Here is a 16,944-nt window from a genome sequence, read left to right on the forward strand (position 1 = left end):
AGGAGACCGGCTATGGCCAAGGTTGAGCATACTTCGGATGCCCGTGTTCTGGTAGGCATCGACATTTCCAAACACCGGCACGAGGTGCTGATTGCCGTCCCGGGCAAGACGCGGCGCCGCCGGATGACGGTGCTGAACACCGCCGAGGATTATCGCCGTCTGATCGCTGCTTTGCTTGATTATGGCCTACCGGTCACCATCGGCTTCGAGGCGACGGGCAACTACCACCGGGCGCTGATGTTCGCCCTCGGGGCCGCGGGATTCGATCTGAAGCTCGTCTCTTCCGTCGCTCTCGCCCGCACGCGAGAAGCGTTGCACAACAGCTGGGACAAGAACGATCCCAAGGATGCGCAGGTCATCCTGCGGATGCTGGAGATCGGGGCAGTTCAAGTCTTTCACGACCCGCTGGTCGTCGGCACTTGCGACATCCAGGAACTGTCAAAGACCTACGAGATGGTCGCGCGGTCGAAGACAGAACTGTGGCATCGTATCCTGACCCATTACCTGCCCCTGTATTTTCCCGAGGCGGACCGGTTCCATCGCAGTTCTCGTGGAGACTGGTTCTTGGCGTTACTTGAGGCCTTTCCATCTCCTTACATGATCACCGCCATGGACAAGGACGCCTTCATAGAGGCTGCCTGGCCGGTGATTGGTCGCCGCGTCGCCAAGGCGGCGCTATTGGCGGATATCTACGAGACATCAAAGACTTCCGTGGGTTTGCCCGTCGCGCCAGACTCCGATGCAATCCGGATGTTCCGTCTCGTTTTGGCGCAGGGACGCAGCCTTGTTCAGCAGCGCAACGCCATTGAGGACCGTGCGACAGAGCTGCTGGCCGACCATCCAGATTATCAACTGCTGCGCACGATACCCGGGATCGGGCCTGTCAATGCGCTGGCCGTTCTGGCCGAAGCCGGTGATCTGCGCCGCTTTCGCCATCACCGCCAGTTTCTGAAGTTCTGCGGCATGGACCTGGCGACGGTGCAATCCGGTGTGTTCCGCGGACGAAGCAAGATCTCGAAGTATGGCAACGCCCGCCTGCGTCGCACACTCTGGCTGGCCAGTCAGGCCGCCGTGCTAAAGCCCGCCAACAGCTTCCGCGACAAGTTCGAGCGATACATCGCGCAGGACCGGCACAACCCGGATCTTCGGCGCAAGGCCTATACTGCCATCGCCGCCAAGATGGCGCGCACCATTCACGCCGTGATCAAGTCCGGCGAACCCTATCGCCCCTTCTTCGAGGGGGCGAGCCCAGGCGGAAGGACCCCTCTCTGTAGAGCCGTGGAGGCAGCTTCCTGACCTCGTAGATAATGTTCGCCATCGTCGGGGAAACGATCCCCCGGATCGTTCCCTGATCCTCCTCTGTCCGCTTGGGATTTCGGATCTCGTCTTGAGGACGGTGAGGGCGGCAATCAGGCCGACCCTGTATTTGCTATGGAAGAGACCACTTCTTGACGGCGGAGCCCGCCTGGGCAACTATTCAACAGGTATCCGGTCGCTCGGATGCCCCGTGATCTGATGCCTCAAACGGCAAATCGTTCCCAACATAGGACGTTGTCAGAAACGATGCAGGCGGGTTTTCCATAGATCCGGACCAAGGCGTCCAATTCGCGTGCGACCCGTGCGCCGGAGATGCTGGTGTCGGCAATCAGGGCGAGGTTTTCGCGGCAGCAGTCGTCGTTCACGGCGAGGATGCGGAACTTTCGGCAGGCCCCGAACGTGTCGGACATCGAGCCATGGGAACGCCACCGGTCCGAGTGACCATGGCGAGGGTCCAGCGACCCGCGCTGGTTCGGCCGCAGCGGCACCGGCATTGGTGTGCGGCTGCCACGTGCCCGTTTGCGAGCACGACGGCGTCGCACCGACAGGCCTTCTTCCCGGTAAATCCGGTAGAGCCCTCCGCCCTACAAACGATCCCCCGGATCGTTTGCTTGACGGGCTACGATTTCGTTCATGATCATGCCCTTGCGCTCGAGCAGGATGCCGACGCGCCGATAGCCGAAGCGACGGCGCTTCTCGACGATCTCGTGCATCGCCTCACGGATTTCCGGCCTCGCCATTGGGCTTGAACCAATGGCGCCACAATGGCTCGATCCAGCATCACATCCGCCACCAGGCGCTTCAGCTTCGCGTTCTCGGCCTCGAGCTGCTTGAGCCGATTGGCGTCCGAAAGGTCCATCCCGCCATACTTGGCCTTCAGCTTGTAGAACGTCGCAGGGCTCAAACCGTGCTTACGGCAAAGCTCGGAGGTCGGCAAACCGGCCTGCTGCTCTTTGATCATCCCGATAATCTGTTCGTCGGGGCTTACGCGGCCCCATCAGGGGCCACGGTCCCCTCCTCATCGGTGAAACGGCTCTTTCGCATTCGTCTGCTCCTTAAGGTTGGGCAGACTCTACATCAGATTGAGGGAACTTCCGGGAGGCAGGTCACATCGAAAAGGAAATCCGCGGCCGTGACCCGGCCACGCGCGTGAAAATCCGGCAGAGGTTCTCCAGGCCGATCGTCGAGGCCCTGCGGCCTTGGCTCGAGGGCTGCCTGCAGCAGCTTTCCTCGACGAACGAACTGACGCGGCACATCCGATACGGTCTGAAACGTTGGGCGGGGCTGACCCGGTTCCTGGACGACGGTCGGCTCGAAATGGACACCAACGGCGTCGAAAACGCGATCCGTCCGATTCCGCTGACGAGGAAAAACGCGCTCTTTGCGGGCTCCGATGACGGGGCGAAAACCTGGGCCCGCATCGCCTCGCTGATCGGCACCTGCCGCCTCAATGGCATCAACCCCGAGGCCTATATCGCCGCCACGCTCCGCAAGATCCTAGACCAGCACATGCAAAGCGATATCGCCGCGCTGATGCCCTGGAACTTCCGAGAATAGTCAAGCCGCTAGGCAAAGGGTGATGAGCGGGCGCTTACGAACAGATACACCGCGCCATTGTAGGGATCGTGGCCGAGCACGTTCTGCACGACCAGCGCGAGCCCCGCGTGTTCCTCGGGCTTACGCGGCCCCACCGGGGCCACGGTCCCTCGTCATTGCGGAAGTCCACCGGACGCGTCGCCAGATAGGCGCGGGTGACCCCGCCCGGCAGGATCACGACGATGTCTCCCGCAGCGCCGCAACCACCCGGCCAAGATGCGCCGCGTCGAAGCCGGTCGGCACAAGGATCCGCACCCCGACAATCTCCAGCTGCAAGCTGGTCTCGGGCCGATCACCCGGTACGGCGCCCCCGCTCACCACGATCGGCACAAGCCCGAGGGCATCATCCTCCGGCATCGGCAAAAGCCCCTCGCGCGCAGCCCGACGCCAGGCATGCAATTGCGGCGCCGAAACCCCATGACGCCGCGCCACGTCGGCCACCGTCACCCCGTCCCGAAAGGTCTCGAGCACCATTGCCGCCTTCACATGTTCGGGCCAGCGACGGCGACCGGTCGGCCCCGTCACGATGTCGATACGCCCGGCGTATCCAGGATCATCACTGTGAGAACTTACGTAAGTTTGTATGTCGCTATCCATCGACGCCTCCGTTGTTACGGGCGTCATCTCGGATGACATCGAGCCTCAAGCAACGAGGGCGATGGCCGGGCGCTTACGGATCTCCGGATTGTCGGGCGGGTGTTCACGCCGCACCGTCTTCGGATCGACACCGATCAGGACGCAGGCCCGGCGTTGAGAGATCGGATGCCCCTTCATCGCCCGCAGCACCGCGTCCCGCCGTTGCATCGGCGTCGTCAGGGCTTTCCCAAGAGATCCTTCGGCACGACCCTCGCCATTGGGCTTGAACCAATGGCGCCACACTGGCTCGATCCAGCATCACATCCGCCACCAGGCGCTTCAGCTTGGCGTTCTCTTCCTCAAACTGCGTCAGCTGCTTGGCATCGGACAAATCCATCCCACCATACTTGGCCTTCAGCTTGTAGAAGGTCGCGGGGCTGAGCCCATGCTTCCGGCAAAGCTCGGAAGTCGGCAAACCGGCCTCCTGCTCTTTGATCATCCCGATGATCTGCGCCTCGGTGAACCGTCTTTTCCTCATTTAGTCTGCTCCTTCTCAGGTTGGGCAGACGCTACATCACGGCGAGGGAACTTCCGGGGGGCAGGTCACAAATTTTAGCAAAATCTCGACTCAGTAAAGGAACAAAGGACGCGGGTTATTTTTAAAAATTTTGACCCACCTAAATCACAAAAGCTGCCAGCCTAATTTACAAAGCTTTAACCTTTGCCATCAAAGATGAAGTGGAAGTGTTTGGACCATTGATGATCGCAAGCGCATCGGCGTTTTTGGTTCTATTTGGTATAAGAATTGTGCGGCGATCAATATAAACATCCTGAGCGTATCCTTCTGCTTTTATTACAACGACAATCGGCTCGACATGTTTTGTCAAACTCGCAGGAAGCCCCCGACGCAAGGCGCTGTACTGTCTTCCAGTTCCACTTTGTATGAAAAGTTTTCGCAATATAGTAAGCAAGACTTTAACTTCGTCTTTGAGCGGCGAGCGCATCACGGCATCATTCGTAGCGGTAAATGTCGCGTACTGCTCAACCGATGATGTGCCGGTCAAAATACCAGCAGGAACATCGCTCTGGGATGCCGCCCCCTCAATCTTTCCGATAAGACAGTCGTGGAACCGAGGGAAATTGCTTGCATCTTTTGCCGCACTCGATCGACCGAGCTCTATGGTGTCAAAAATACACCTCGCGAAGGATATCTTTGAGAAATCCAACTCGGGATCCACAGTTACAGTTCCAAAGTTCGCATCTTGGATAGTTAACGGTGCCCCGCTATAGCTAAGTTGGTGATCCATTAAGATCGAGATTAGGTCTGCGCATGTCGTCGCCAACTCAGAACGGTCACTTGCTTTAAGCAACGCAATCGAGACCCTGGAAATAGCATCATCTGTGCGCGACGCAACCATCTCCCTCCCGAGTTCGCGCAAAGCCACCGACACATTATCCAAAGATGATTTCATAACGAAAGGAGCTTCGATGTAACGGCTTAGATCACCACTCGCTGCTGCATCAGCAAAATCAGCATCAATAAACTCGCGGGCTCCGGGACGTCCAGGAACTGACCCTAGCCCAGGCAAACGACAAGTTAAAAGATTGGCGGGTTCATCCGTATCACGTCCAAAAACCTTCCTGAATACGCTTCGCAAATCGCTATCTTGCAGACCACGTCCATCTGGAGACTTGCGAGCACGTGTCGCCAAACCTTCAATGAAAAGACGGAGATCACTAGCTTCAAAGCCTACCCCCCATACTTGGCTAACTTCGCGAGCGCATACTCGATGAAGCATCTGCTCCCAGCCGCTACTGGGTGAAAGCGCTAACGCCTCGTCCTCTCCCTTTAGTAATCCGGCATTCGCTAGGTAGCCTAACAAGAGTGGGCGAGTAGGAAGCCAACCCGGCAACATAGTTCCTTTGGCCTTAAGAAATTTTTCAATATCACTATCTGTAAAGCCGGCGAGATCAAATACTTGCGAGGCTGAATTGTAACCAAGTGCACTCTTGGCTTCTTCACGTCCATCAAAGTAGCTTTCTCGTCCGGCAATGATAATAGGAGCCTCAGAAGGGGTTTGCTCTATAAACCTCCGAACGAGTTCAACTGCAAAGCGGCGCGCTTGTCGAAGCGTGAGAGCTGAAGATGCAAACTGAGGTGGCGTTAACTCGTCGAACCCATCGAGGAACAAAGTAACGAAGCCTGCACGCCAAGCGGATATCAAGCTGTGGGGTTCAGGGAAGCCGACTTTCTCTGCATGTCGGTAAAGTGCCTCATCAGGTTGAGTTTGCGCGATATGCTCCCGAAGATTCAAGTAAATTGGGCATCTGATAATATCTCCAGACGCAAATCTATCGCGAACTCTAAAATATATATCGCGCAGCGTCATGCTCTTTCCGGAACCGTAGTCTCCATAAATCACATACTGCCCACCACTTTCTATTCTTGCAGCTAGGTCCGATGCACGAATGGATTCTCCAGTATTTTCACGACTTAGCGCTGTAGGAATGTACTCAGAGGGTGGAACCCTGTGATCAGACTCGTTCGCTGGATTTCTAACGCTGCCGAACGAGTGATCGCCACGGATTCGAATGTAATGTCTGGCATCAAACAACCTTGAAAATAATGTCGTGAATGATATTATCTCTTTTGGGCAACCAGCCTTCGCTGACTTTACATGAGCAGCTTGATCTGCGGTGGGGTCTTCCGCGGTCACAAGCATGATACGGAAATTATATTCAGAAAAATTATTTGAACCTCGGAGTTTTTTGACGAGATCGATACTTTTGCTCAAGTCGTACTCAGTCTTCGATAGCTTTCTAGACTGCGTCGCCTCCACTACGATAAGTTCGGTTCCGGTGTCGATTATTTCATCACGTTCTCGCCCGTCGAGCTTGATGGAGCCAGTTGAATCGCTATGCCTATAAAGCTGTCGTGTGACCTGTCGGACCGACGCCTCAAATTCAGTGGAATTCTGTGTATCACATACAAAATCAGGCATCACACCTCCAAACTCTGCTGTTCAGCATGCATGATCTTCAAGTTGAACGCAATGAGTCTGTACTTCTATTCAAATTATTATAAACCCCACATAGAGGATTAAGTGGCGCTTTGTGTGTAACTTTTCAAGCGCAATGAAACACACTAATTAACCAATTACTACTCCGCGCAGATAGGATGATCTTGCAAACGTTCGGCGTAACGCAAGCCTCGGGGACCTTGCCCTGTACCTGCTGCTGATCTCTCCGGTCCGCTCTGACTAGAGGCCGCCAGTTCCAACGACAGCTCCGTCCCGCATCAGCGACATTCGCCCAAGATTTTGCTGCGCTGAATGCTAGCCGACCGCTGTGAGGAAGCCGCACCGCCGCATAAACCCATTCTCGACCAGTCGGCAAGGGCCGACGACCTGCGTTTCATCATGATGGGCCAGCTGACCAAGCTGACGCCGACGCCACAAACGGCCTGATGCTCTCATGCTGGATTGTCGGCAGTAAGCTCTGCGTCGAGATTCAGGGCGTACAGAAATCCGGCAAGGCCCGCTCAGGCAACATCACCCCGGACAGGGACAGGGCAATGATCGCAGTCGGCCCCGCAGTGTTGTCGCCCTCCGGCTTCGTCGGTAAGCGGATTTCCACCCTGGGCGCAAGGCCGGATCCCTCTGCCAAGGTCGAGAAGACATTGATCGATGCCGAGCCGGTGAAAGTCCGATTCCGATGCTTCCAGCCGCGATCCTGGACAAGTTCCAGAGCGACGCGCACCGAGGGTGCAATCCGGGTGGCCTCTCCGGCACCGGCGTGCAGCACATATCCGCCCGCGGTGTTCGCCGCGGCCCAGTCGAAGACGATCTCCTCCGTTCCCAGCGTCAGTTTACCCCAAGCTTCCTGCTCTTCGCGCAGCCCCGGGGGAACCTCCACCGTCACGGTAATGCTCCCCACGACCTGGGGACGCAGTTGGTCCGGATCGGCGGGGATCGCCTGTTCCATCCCTTCGACCCATGGGGCCAGCAGGTGGTCCCGAGCTTGCGCCCGCAACCCTTGCTCCAATGCCGCAACCTGTGCCGGAGACCGTGCCTGAAGGTTGTCCCGCATCCCGGTGTAGTGCACCAGCAGCGACCCGGCGGTCTTGCAGGCGAGTTGCCTGTCAGCATCCGCCAATTCGGACAGCGCGACCTCCCCCACCGCGACCTTCGCCGCGCTGCCACGCTCCTTCCCCCGCTCGGCCAGCATCGCTTCCAGCACCTTACGGGTCTCTGCCTTGTGCTCATCGATCAGGGCGCGCAGTTCCTTCTCGAAATCGTCGCGCTTGAGGTAATCCTCTAGCTTGATCATGGCGACATCCGTGCCGACCCAAGCGATCCCCGCCCCGATCAGGCCGCAGGCCGCCGCCCCAGGACCGGTCCAGGAACAGACGGCCGCACCGGTCCCGCCGCCGACCAACGTGGCCGCCCATTTCGTCCCGGTCTTGGCCGCCACTTTCGCCGCCAGCTTGACGCCCAGTTTCGTGGCGAAAACCTTGGTCATGCCCTTCAGCGCAACCGCTTCCAGCGCCACCATGCCCCCTGTCTTCGTGATCCGACTCTTGCTGTCCTTCAGCGCCCCGGCGACCACCGGCCCGAGTGCCTCGGCTCCACCCGGCAGTCCTGCCATCGCCCTGTCCACCACGCCTAAGTATCTTTGATCGAATTCCCGGCCCAGATCCGCCGCAACCGAGTCCAACCGCTTGTCCAAGCCGGCGAACATGTACTTGTCCAGACCGGAGGATATCTCCCCGATTGCCGCCGCGCCCAGTTCCAGCCATTCGCCCTTCAGCGAATAGTGGAAATCCATATAGGCCGGGATCCCCGCATAGACCGGCGCATAGGCCTTATCCAGCATCGGGTCGATCTCGGCCCGGACCTTGGCTGCTTCCTTCCCCGCCATGGCAAACCAGTGTTCCACCTGCGTCGCCTTGGCTTCGGCTTCGGCGGCGGTCTGGCTGGCGGCCTCGCCTTCACCCTCGGCGCGCTGCTTTCCCAGTTGCAAGCGGGCCGCGAAGTGCAGTGCCAGCGTGATCATCAGAAGGACCGCGATGGTTCCCCAGAACCAGTGCGACGCCTTCAGCCGCTTCGCGGCCGGCCTGCCGGAAGCTTGAGCTGGGTCTTTCGGGTTCGTGTCCATTATGCCTCTCTATCGTAATGCGTGTCTATGAAATTGGTGACAACCACGCCCGCCCGCGCGACAAGGAACCCGAACAATGCCGCATCGAGGTTGAACACCAGAGCAACCAGCGGATAGTCGCGCAACTGCACCACTAGCCACAGCTTCGCCGCCTTGACCGCATAGCAGAAGGCCAGGACCTCGGCGATCCAGCCCGGCCTTTCCGGAAGCGCATCAAACCCCGACTGCACCGCCTCGGAAAACGTGGCATCGAGCATCGAAAGGGGAACGCTCGTCGTCCGCCAGGAAACAAGGAACAGGACGATGGCGAAAGGGAGACCGACCAGCCAGGCACTGGACCCCAGGGTAAGTATCCGGTCGAACGGCGGCATGAAATGGCCACCGACGCCCCCCCTTGCCCAGAGAAACAGCCAGGCGCTCGAGTACACCAGCCCGAGCAGAATGGCTGCCTCGGCCGCCGACATGTTCAACACCTGCCAAGCCAGGAAGGGAACCAGCGCCCCCACCAGCAAGGTCGATGAGAAGAAGGCCAGGATCCGCCCGGACAACCAGCGCGACAGCCAGGACTCTGGCTTCAGCACGATCGCGCGTTCGGCCAGCCAGTGATCGATTACCAGCGACCAGTTCCCCAAGAAGATCATTGCGGCCAGTAGCAGAAGCCAAAGGACTGCCAGGTCCGAAAAGGCGTAACTTAAGCGCCAGAGGTAAAGCAGAAGCCCCGAAAGGAGAGATGTCGCCAAGGAGATGGAAAGGTTTCTCATTCAACCAATGACCCAATTGCTCCCAAGGCCCGGTCATTGGGAGATCTTACAATGCAGCTTACGCGCGAGCAAATTCGGCGCAATAGTCTCTTTGGCCTGCTGCCGGTTCTGTCGACACGGATATAGGTCCGTAATCAAGGAACTGGAGAGACAGAATGACGAGACGGAAGTATAGCCTTCAGTTCTAACCTTAGGCCGCCAGACTGGTGACGGACCGCGATCGGACCCTCATCGTCGCTGACCGCCAGCTTTTCCCGCCCAACTGATCTGCTTGCCGGGTATTTGCGACGGAGCAAGGCAAACGGCGGCATTCGGGAATGCGGCCACGCAGCATTCGCCGAGTCCGACCGTCTGCTTTGGGCCGGATACGTCCGCGCTCCCCCCCGCCGGTCCGCCAGAGGACAACGCGCGATCCGCGGCCGGACGCGCGCCGCTTCGCCCGGACCGGGCCGTTCGATCGTCGCGCGCACCAGGTCTCCTCCTGCCCGCAGGATCGGGCGCCCCGCAGGAATGTCACACCCGCAGGGCGCCGCAGTCACGGTCGCGTTCAGGCCGCGTCGTAGTGGGCAAAGATCCGGGTTTGCCCGTCCGCCGTGATCAGATGCACGTCATAGGCCTCGCGTTGATCCTCGGGGCCCATGCCGGGGGCGCCAAGCGGCATGCCCGGCACCGCCAGCCCCAGCGCCGCGGGGCGCTCGGCCAGCAGGCGACGGATGTCGGCGGGGGGAACGTGGCCCTCGATCACATAGCCCTCGACCCGGGCGGTGTGACACGAGCGCATCGGCTCGGGGATGCCGCTTTGCCCCTTGAGCGCCTGCAGCGCGTCATAGTCGATCACCTGTGTCGTCACGGCAAAGCCGTCGGCGCGCAGAATATCGATCCAGGCCTCGCAGCAGCCGCAATCGGGGTCCTTGACGACAGTGATCGCCACTGGCGCGGCGGCGCGCAGCGGTGCGCTGGCAAGGCACCCGGCGACAAGGGCCAGAACGGTGCGGCGGGACAGGTCATGCTTGGTCATATTCGTTTCCCCCTCAGGCGCTGACGACGAATTCGGTCATCATGCCGGTCGCAAGATGGCCCATGTGGTGACAATGCAGCATCCAGGGCGCGGCTTCCCCCGCATCCAGCGCCACCGTCACGCTGCCCATCGGCGGCACCGAAACGGTGTCGCGCAGCGCCCCCGCGATGCGGGTGCCGTTCACCGCGATCACCTGAAAGACATGGCCGTGCAGATGCATCGGATGCGCCATCATCGACATGTTGTGAAACATCATCTCGACCCGCTCGCCCGATTTCGCCCCGATCGGACGGCGGTTATCCCAGCTGCGCCCGTCGATCGTCCATTGATAGGGCAGCATCGACCCCGTCAGCATCACCATCGGCTGCGCCGTGGCAGGCCGGGGGGCGAGCGGCGTGACGGCGCGCAGCGCCATCTCCTGCGCCATGTCCCCCGAGACTGCCGGATGCGGCTCGTCAGAGACATCCGCGAGTTTCGGCACCGCGGCCCCTTTCGGCGCCAGGATCAGCCCGGTACGCTCGCGCGTGCCTTCACGCAGCGCAAGGATCGGCACGGCAGTGCCGTCTTCGACCAAGTCGATCTCGATGTCGAGCCGCTGGCCGGGCGAGATCGCAAACCGCCTGCCGGGCAGCGGCACCACCGGGTTGCCATCGACCGCGACAAGCCGTGCCGCAGCCGCGCCGGTGTCGATCCAGAAGGCCGTCATCGACGCCCCGTCGATCACCCGCAGCCGCAACCGGCCGCCGTTTTCGACCCTCACCACCTCGGGATCGGCGAGCGTCCGGTCGTTCGCCAGATAGGCGTCGAATTCGTAATCGTTCAGATCCATCGAGAGGCCGCCCTCCATCGCGGCGTGCATCTCGGCCATGCCGGGAAGCGACATCATGTCCGCCATGCCGTCCATGCCCTGCATGGGCGTGGCGGAATGGTCCATGGCGCCGTGATCCATCGCCGTGCCGCCACTGACCGTCTCGAGCACTTCCTGCGGGGTCGCAAAGGCGAAATCATGCAAGAGCATCACCACCTCCTGCCGGTCCTCGGCCAGCTCTTCGGGGCGGCGCACGATCAGGGGCGCGGCCAGAAGACCGATTTCCTGATCGGGGATGTGGCTGTGCATCCAGAACGTGCCCGGGCGGGCCTCGAAATCGAAGCTGCGGGTCTGGCCCGGTTTCAGCATCGGGTTGGTGTTCGGCACGCCATCCTGGGCATTGGGCGGGATCTGGCCGTGCCAATGCACGATGGTCTCGATGTCGAGGGCATTCGTCAGATCGGTGCGGAAGCGCTGGCCCGGATCAAGGCGCAGGCCGGACCGGCCCTGCGCATCCAAAAGGCCCATCACCGTGGCGGCGCGGCCATTCACCTCGATCACCCGCGTCGTGGCGGTGAGCGAAAAGCTGTCGGCCGCCGCCCGGGCGCGGGCAGGCACAAGGGGGAGCGCGGCAAAGGCCGCAGAAGCGGCCAGAAAGCCGCGGCGGGAAAGCTGAGTCATGATGATCTCCGGTTCAAGAATGGGAACGTGGCGAAGATCAGAGGCGGGGCGGCGGCCCCTCCGGTTCGGGGGAAAGCAGCGCCAGCCGCAACGGAACCGCAGGCGGAACAAGGCGCGAGATGCGCTCTGCCCTTGCGGCGGGCTGCATCGGTTCGGGCGTCAGCGAGGCGCCCAGACAATGCTGCAGGCAGCCTTCCGGCGCGAAGGTGGTGGTCTTGGGCGACGGTTTCGCATCGGGGACCATCGCATGATGGCCCGCGCCCCTGCCCTGCGCGCAATCGGCGCCGGGATGCGGACAGGCCTCCGGCGCGGCGACCACGGGCGCAACCGCGCCAAGCGCCGCCAGAAAGACGACGATCAGGCTGAGGCGAAGCAGGGCGCACAGAATCCGCATGGGAGGAGCATGGCACGGGGCGGGGCCGTTGTCAGGTGACGATTTCAGGAGCGATGCGTTGCGGCAATCCCGGTTCCCTTCAGCCATGACGCCGCGGCATCACGGTCAGCCCCGGATCTCGCGCTGGTGCTGACCGGGGCGAATGCGGGCAAGGCTTCCCGCCGCCGTTGCGCTTGCCTCCGCTGGGTCCCCGAAGCTGGCCCCGGACCGAAACGTCGCAGGGGTGGTCCAGCCCTTACCGATCCTGCCGAATTGTGCCTAGCTTCGCCCCAGCCTGCACTGAAAGGGATGCACAGCAATGCAACTGCACCGTGGCCGCCTGATCGATCATATTCAGCTTGTGGTGCGCGACCTGCCCACAAGCGAGAGCTTTTACACGGCGGTGATGTCCGTCCTGGGGATCCCGGTTCTGAGCACGGAGAACGGCTATTTCATCGCCGACGAGCTTGTCGTGTCTTCGGCCGACAGCCCGGCCGCTTCGGGCGCGTTGACGGGGCGGCACCATCTGGCCTTTCAGGCGCAGGATCGCGAAACCGTTGACGCGTTCTACCGCGCCGCCCTGGCGCATGGCGGGCGCGACAATGGCGCCCCCGGCCTCCGGGCCTATCATCCGGGATATTATGCCGCCTTCGTGCTGGACCCGGATGGCAACAACATCGAGGCGGTCTATCAGGGCGCGGCGCAGCGCAGCGCCCCCTCGGTCACCATCGCCTTCTAGGCCAGGTTGGTCAGGCATCCGAGAGCGGCGCGGAACCGGGCTGCGGCCCTGCCCGCTTCCGGCTCAGCGCGCCCGGTCGAGCATGCCGAACAGGTCGCGCGGGTCATCGGGGTCGGCCAGCATGTCGAGCGGCGCGAAGAAATCCGTGCCCCGGATGCGCTCATGCACGAAACGCAGCGCCGAGAAATCCTCGATCGCGAAGCCGACGGAATCGAAGAGCGTGATCTGGCGCGCATCGCGCCGCCCCGGCACCTCTCCGCGCATCACCTGCCACAGCTCGATCACCGGATGGTCGGGGTCCAGCTGCTGGATCTCGCCCTCGATCCGGGTTTGCGGCGGATATTCGACAAAGATATCCGCGCGCTTCAGGATGTCGGGATGCAGTTCCGTCTTGCCCGGACAATCGCCGCCGATCGCGTTGAGATGCACCCCGGCCCCCACCATGTTGTCGGTCAGGATCGTCGCGAATTGCTTGTCGGCGGTGCAGGTGGTGAGGATCTGCGCGCCTTCGACGGCCGTCTGGGTCGAGGCGCAGGCGGTCACCTCGAACCCCTGCGCGCGCAGGTTGCGCAGGGCCTTTTCGGTTGCCCGCGGGTCGATGTCGTAGAGCCGCAGTCGGTTGATGCCGCACAGCGCCCGGAACGCCAACGCCTGAAACTCGCATTGCGCGCCGTTGCCGATCAGCGCCATCACCTGCGCCCCCTCGGGCGCAAGATACCGCCCCACCAGCGCCGAGGTGGCAGCAGTGCGCAGCGCCGTCAGCAGCGTCATTTCGGTCAAAAGCAGCGGATAACCCGTGCTGACCGAAGAAAGCACGCCAAAGGCGGTGACCGTCTGATAGCCCGCGCGCATGTTGCCCGGATGGCCGTTCACATATTTGAACCCGTAGCTTTCCGCATCGGCGGTCGGCATCAGTTCGATCACGCCATCGCGCGAATGGCTAGCCACGCGGGGGGTCTTGTCGAATTCGGGCCAGCGGCGGAAATCGGCCTCGATATGGCCCGCCAGATCGGCGATGAACCGTTCGACGCCGATCGCATGCACAAGACGCATCATGTTCTCGACCGAGACGAAGGGCACGAAGGCCCGCTGCGAGGGTTGTGGGCGCAGCATCATGCGAAGCTCCGGGTCTGACGGTCCAGCACGCGGCGGCCGAACAGGCTGGCGGCCAGGTCGCAGATCAGCGAAGCGGTGCGGCCGCGCTCGTCCAGAAACGGGTTCAGCTCGACCAGATCGAGCGAGGTGACAACCCCGGCATCGCACAGATATTCCATGATCAGATGCGCCTCGCGGAAGGTGGCGCCGCCCGGCACGGTGGTGCCCACCGCGGGGGCGATGCCCGGGTCAAGGAAATCGACATCGAAGCTGACATGCAGCAGCCCGTTCGCCGCCTTGACCCGGTCGATGAAGGCCCGCAGCGGCGCGACGACGCCGGTCTCGTCGATGGCGCGCATGTCATGCACCTCGATCCCGTGCTCGAGAATGCGGCGATGCTCGGCCGGATCGACCGAACGAATGCCCATCATGCACAGCCGCGACGGGTCGATCGCATGGGCCAGCGGCGGATAGGCGGCGAAATCGCCAAGGCCGCAGGCATAGGCGACGGGCGTGCCATGCAGATTGCCGCTTTCGGTGGTATCAAGCGAATGCAGATCGGGATGCGCGTCAAGCCAGAGCACGAAGAGCGGACGGCCCAGCCGCGCGGCATGGGCGGCAACCCCCGCCATCGTGCCCGCCGACATGGAATGATCGCCGCCCAGAAACACCGGCAGATCGCTTTGCGCCGCGGCCGCCTCGGCGCGCGCGGCCAGAAGCGCGATCCAGGCGCGGGTCTCGGCCAGATGATGCACCGCGGGATTGGCATGGGCCACCGCCGCCTGCGGACCGATCGACAGATCGCCCTGATCCTCGATCCGCCATCCCAGCGCCGTCAGGCTGGCGATCAACCCCGCCGTGCGCAGGCTGGCCGGTCCCATCACGCAACCCGGCTGGTGGGTGCCGCTCTGGATCGGCGCCCCGAGAATGATACTGCTTCGCGTCATCTTTTGCTCCTGTAGAGGCGAAAGGCTCGCAAACCTCGTTGCAGGTTTCGCTGGCCATTCTGATCACCTTGGTATTTTATCTGCTCATCCTGACCAGCCATATGGACAATATGACCAGATGACCGACCTCAGCGCCACCGACCGGCGGATCATCGCCGCGCTGCGCCGGAATGCGCGGATGAGCATCACCGAACTGGCCCATGCCGCGCAGGTCTCGCGCACCACGGCCAAGCTGCGGCTCGATACCCTGCTGGCCGAGGGCCGGATCCGGCGCTTCACCATCGAGACCGATGTGGATGTCGAGGGCGAAGTGCGCGCGATCACACTGGTGGAATTGCAGGGCAAGCTCTCGCGGCAGGTGATCCGGACCCTGACCGGCCTGCCCGAGGTCAGCACCGTGCATGCCACCAACGGCGCCTGGGATCTGGTGGTGGAAATCCGCACCGGCTCGCTGGTCGATTTCGACCGGGTGCTGCGCGCGATCCGCGAAATTCCGGGGGTGATCAACAGCCAAAGCTGCCTGCTGCTCGCCCATGTGGCGGCCTGACCCGCGGCACCGGCCGGGCCCGCGGGGCGGCCGCCGCGGGGGAAGACGGCCCCGATCCCGGCAGGCCGGTCGCAATGCGCCTTGACGGCGGGGATCTTCGCGGGCACCTTCGCGGCAGATGGTTCCCGGCCAAGCCACGCGCGGCCGGGTGAAAAGGGAATACGGTGTGGTGTAGGCATCAGCCGCCAAATCCGTAACTGCCCCCGCAACTGTAAGCGGCGAGCACCCCCCGGCAACCACTGGCCCCGACCGCGGGGCCGGGAAGGTGGGGAAGCCACGACCCGCAAGTCAGGAGACCTGCCATCAGCGTCATCAACCGCCGGGCGGGGTGTCCCGGAAGGAGCATGCGATGGATCAGCGCAAGCGGCGGCCTTTGGCCGGGCCGCAGCATGTCGGGGCGCCGCCGGTGCCGCCCCCGGCTCCGGGCCGCGGGGCCGGGCCGGGGCGGGCTTGCGCGACGGCCCGGCCCTCGCCGCCCCGACACGGCCCCCCTCCCCTTTGCGAAAGGACGAAGCCGTGACCATGGTCGATCTCTCCGGGGTGTTCTGGGGGCCAAAGGGGCAGCCGGACCTTCTGTCGGATATTTCCTTTGCCGTGCCCGAGGGGCAGAGTCTCGCGATCTGCGGCGCGAAGGGGGCGGGGAAAACCGCGCTGTTGCGGCTGATCTGCCGCCAGATCGCGCCCAATCGCGGCACGGTGCGGCTGCTGGGGCGCGATCTGTGGCTGATGAGCGCGCCCGAGGCCGCCCGCGTGCTGGCCGCGGTGCTGCAGGAACAGCCGGGCGAATTCGGCCTGACGGTCCGGCAGATCGTCGCGCTGGGGCGGTTGCCGCATCGGCGCGGCTGGGGCGCGGGGCTGGCCACGCCCGACGGCGCCGATGCGACGCTTGTTCAGGCGGCGCTCGACCGGCTTGAGCTGACGGCGCTGGCGAGCCGCCCCTTTGCCACGCTGTCGGGGGGCGAACGGCAGCGCGTGATGATCGCGCGCGCGCTGGCGCAGGAACCCCGGGTGATCGTGCTTGACGAGCCGACGCCCCCTCTCGACATCCGTTCCCGGCTGGACCTGCTGGCCCTGCTCAAGGGGCTCGGGCTGACGGTGATCACGGCGCTGCACGACCTGACGCTTGCCGCCGATTTTGCCGACCGGGTGCTGGTGCTGCACGAGGGGCGGCTTCTGGCCGATGGCCCGCCCGACACCGCCCTGACCGAGACGGTTCTGGCCCGCGCCTTCCGGGTGCAGGCCCGGATCGACCGCAGCGGCGCCCGCCCCTGCTTTGCCTGCCATCTGTGAGCCTTCCGAAAGGCCCCCCCGGATGCGTGCCGCCTGTGC

The 16,944-nt window shown here is 62.6% G+C and carries 14 protein-coding genes, 3 pseudogenes and 1 riboswitch; of the genes and pseudogenes, 6 read left to right on the forward strand and 11 right to left on the reverse strand.

The window, feature by feature from the left end; translation table 11 throughout:
- The first annotated feature begins 12 nt into the window (after positions 1-12).
- Complete coding sequence (locus RCAP_RS10410; protein ID WP_013067811.1) at positions 13-1,296, forward strand: IS110 family RNA-guided transposase; 1,284 nt, start codon at positions 13-15, stop codon at positions 1,294-1,296.
- A gap of 254 nt (positions 1,297-1,550) precedes the next feature.
- Here RCAP_RS10410 and RCAP_RS10415 read toward each other — a convergent pair.
- Positions 1,551-2,278 (reverse strand): annotated as a pseudogene (locus RCAP_RS10415) (transposase); the annotation flags it as partial.
- Positions 2,279-2,427: 149 nt separating this feature from the next.
- Here RCAP_RS10415 and RCAP_RS10420 point away from each other — a divergent pair.
- Positions 2,428-2,874 (forward strand): annotated as a pseudogene (locus tag RCAP_RS10420) (IS66 family transposase); the annotation flags it as partial.
- A gap of 213 nt (positions 2,875-3,087) precedes the next feature.
- Here the strand turns inward: RCAP_RS10420 and tnpA are convergent.
- The 3 genes and pseudogenes from tnpA to RCAP_RS20220 form a co-directional block, all read right to left on the reverse strand.
- Complete coding sequence (tnpA, locus tag RCAP_RS10425; RefSeq protein ID WP_238530193.1) at positions 3,088-3,438, reverse strand: IS66-like element accessory protein TnpA; 351 nt, start codon at positions 3,436-3,438, stop codon at positions 3,088-3,090.
- A 144-nt stretch (positions 3,439-3,582) separates the two neighbouring features.
- A pseudogene (locus RCAP_RS18955) lies at positions 3,583-4,027 on the reverse strand (transposase); the annotation flags it as partial.
- A 166-nt stretch (positions 4,028-4,193) separates the two neighbouring features.
- Entirely contained in the window at positions 4,194-6,491 is a 2,298-nt protein-coding gene (locus tag RCAP_RS20220) for an NACHT domain-containing protein (RefSeq protein ID WP_013067815.1), read from the reverse strand.
- 330 nt (positions 6,492-6,821) lie between these two features.
- Between RCAP_RS20220 and RCAP_RS20055 the strand changes: the two genes are divergently transcribed.
- Entirely contained in the window at positions 6,822-6,956 is a 135-nt protein-coding gene (locus tag RCAP_RS20055; protein WP_023911561.1) for a hypothetical protein, read from the forward strand.
- Between the two features lie 43 nt (positions 6,957-6,999).
- On the opposite strand, the gene RCAP_RS10435 is transcribed toward RCAP_RS20055, so the two are convergent.
- The 5 genes from RCAP_RS10435 to RCAP_RS10455 all read right to left on the reverse strand — a co-directional run bounded on the left by RCAP_RS10435 (position 7,000) and on the right by RCAP_RS10455 (position 12,308).
- On the reverse strand, positions 7,000-8,646 hold the full coding sequence (locus RCAP_RS10435) for a hypothetical protein (RefSeq protein ID WP_013067816.1): 1,647 nt from the start codon (positions 8,644-8,646) through the stop codon (positions 7,000-7,002).
- Positions 8,646-9,407: a hypothetical protein gene (locus RCAP_RS10440; RefSeq protein WP_013067817.1), complete on the reverse strand. Its 762-nt coding sequence runs from the start codon at positions 9,405-9,407 to the stop codon at positions 8,646-8,648. The genes RCAP_RS10435 and RCAP_RS10440 overlap by 1 nt, the downstream gene beginning before the upstream one ends.
- Positions 9,408-9,954: 547 nt before the next feature.
- Positions 9,955-10,425, reverse strand: coding sequence for a DUF411 domain-containing protein (locus tag RCAP_RS10445; RefSeq protein WP_013067818.1), 471 nt, complete (start codon positions 10,423-10,425; stop codon positions 9,955-9,957).
- 13 nt (positions 10,426-10,438) lie between these two features.
- Positions 10,439-11,914 (reverse strand): multicopper oxidase family protein, encoded by a 1,476-nt coding sequence (locus RCAP_RS10450; RefSeq protein ID WP_013067819.1) that lies wholly within the window; start codon positions 11,912-11,914, stop codon positions 10,439-10,441.
- Positions 11,915-11,951: 37 nt separating this feature from the next.
- Positions 11,952-12,308, reverse strand: a complete 357-nt coding sequence (locus tag RCAP_RS10455; protein ID WP_013067820.1) for a hypothetical protein — start codon at positions 12,306-12,308, stop codon at positions 11,952-11,954.
- Positions 12,309-12,606: 298 nt separating this feature from the next.
- Here RCAP_RS10455 and RCAP_RS10460 point away from each other — a divergent pair, with 298 nt between their 5' ends.
- On the forward strand, positions 12,607-13,026 hold the full coding sequence (locus RCAP_RS10460) for a VOC family protein (protein WP_013067821.1): 420 nt from the start codon (positions 12,607-12,609) through the stop codon (positions 13,024-13,026).
- 63 nt (positions 13,027-13,089) lie between these two features.
- Here RCAP_RS10460 and RCAP_RS10465 read toward each other — a convergent pair whose 3' ends face one another.
- Together RCAP_RS10465 and rocF are read right to left on the reverse strand one after the other, a co-directional pair.
- Complete coding sequence (locus tag RCAP_RS10465; protein ID WP_031321306.1) at positions 13,090-14,139, reverse strand: ornithine cyclodeaminase; 1,050 nt, start codon at positions 14,137-14,139, stop codon at positions 13,090-13,092.
- Positions 14,139-15,068 carry an arginase gene (rocF, locus tag RCAP_RS10470; protein ID WP_013067823.1) on the reverse strand — a complete coding sequence of 310 codons (930 nt, stop codon included), beginning with the start codon at positions 15,066-15,068 and terminating at the stop codon, positions 14,139-14,141. The genes RCAP_RS10465 and rocF overlap by 1 nt, the downstream gene beginning before the upstream one ends.
- A gap of 118 nt (positions 15,069-15,186) precedes the next feature.
- On the opposite strand from rocF, the gene RCAP_RS10475 reads away from it, so the two are divergent.
- Positions 15,187-15,615: an Lrp/AsnC family transcriptional regulator gene (locus tag RCAP_RS10475; protein ID WP_013067824.1), complete on the forward strand. Its 429-nt coding sequence runs from the start codon at positions 15,187-15,189 to the stop codon at positions 15,613-15,615.
- A 102-nt stretch (positions 15,616-15,717) separates the two neighbouring features.
- Positions 15,718-15,934: riboswitch (cobalamin riboswitch) on the forward strand.
- A 203-nt stretch (positions 15,935-16,137) separates the two neighbouring features.
- Positions 16,138-16,905 carry an ABC transporter ATP-binding protein gene (locus tag RCAP_RS10480; protein WP_023911562.1) on the forward strand — a complete coding sequence of 256 codons (768 nt, stop codon included), beginning with the start codon at positions 16,138-16,140 and terminating at the stop codon, positions 16,903-16,905.
- Positions 16,906-16,944: the final 39 nt, after the last annotated feature.

Origin of the sequence: Rhodobacter capsulatus SB 1003 (assembly GCF_000021865.1) — a bacterium.
GTDB classification, from domain to species: domain Bacteria; phylum Pseudomonadota; class Alphaproteobacteria; order Rhodobacterales; family Rhodobacteraceae; genus Rhodobacter; species Rhodobacter capsulatus_B.

What these genes read in the sequence shown, in the direction of transcription:
- RCAP_RS10410 (WP_013067811.1), top strand. Translation starts at nt 13, where the DNA reads ATGGCCAAGGTTGAGCATACTTCGGATGCCCGTGTTCTGGTAGGCATC.
- RCAP_RS20220 (WP_013067815.1), bottom strand. Translation starts at nt 6,491, where the DNA reads ATGCCTGATTTTGTATGTGATACACAGAATTCCACTGAATTTGAGGCG.
- RCAP_RS20055 (WP_023911561.1), top strand. Translation starts at nt 6,822, where the DNA reads ATGCTAGCCGACCGCTGTGAGGAAGCCGCACCGCCGCATAAACCCATT.
- RCAP_RS10435 (WP_013067816.1), bottom strand. Translation starts at nt 8,646, where the DNA reads ATGGACACGAACCCGAAAGACCCAGCTCAAGCTTCCGGCAGGCCGGCC.
- RCAP_RS10440 (WP_013067817.1), bottom strand. Translation starts at nt 9,407, where the DNA reads ATGAGAAACCTTTCCATCTCCTTGGCGACATCTCTCCTTTCGGGGCTT.
- RCAP_RS10445 (WP_013067818.1), bottom strand. Translation starts at nt 10,425, where the DNA reads ATGACCAAGCATGACCTGTCCCGCCGCACCGTTCTGGCCCTTGTCGCC.
- RCAP_RS10450 (WP_013067819.1), bottom strand. Translation starts at nt 11,914, where the DNA reads ATGACTCAGCTTTCCCGCCGCGGCTTTCTGGCCGCTTCTGCGGCCTTT.
- RCAP_RS10455 (WP_013067820.1), bottom strand. Translation starts at nt 12,308, where the DNA reads ATGCGGATTCTGTGCGCCCTGCTTCGCCTCAGCCTGATCGTCGTCTTT.
- RCAP_RS10460 (WP_013067821.1), top strand. Translation starts at nt 12,607, where the DNA reads ATGCAACTGCACCGTGGCCGCCTGATCGATCATATTCAGCTTGTGGTG.
- RCAP_RS10465 (WP_031321306.1), bottom strand. Translation starts at nt 14,139, where the DNA reads ATGCTGCGCCCACAACCCTCGCAGCGGGCCTTCGTGCCCTTCGTCTCG.
- rocF (WP_013067823.1), bottom strand. Translation starts at nt 15,068, where the DNA reads ATGACGCGAAGCAGTATCATTCTCGGGGCGCCGATCCAGAGCGGCACC.
- RCAP_RS10475 (WP_013067824.1), top strand. Translation starts at nt 15,187, where the DNA reads ATGACCGACCTCAGCGCCACCGACCGGCGGATCATCGCCGCGCTGCGC.
- RCAP_RS10480 (WP_023911562.1), top strand. Translation starts at nt 16,138, where the DNA reads ATGGTCGATCTCTCCGGGGTGTTCTGGGGGCCAAAGGGGCAGCCGGAC.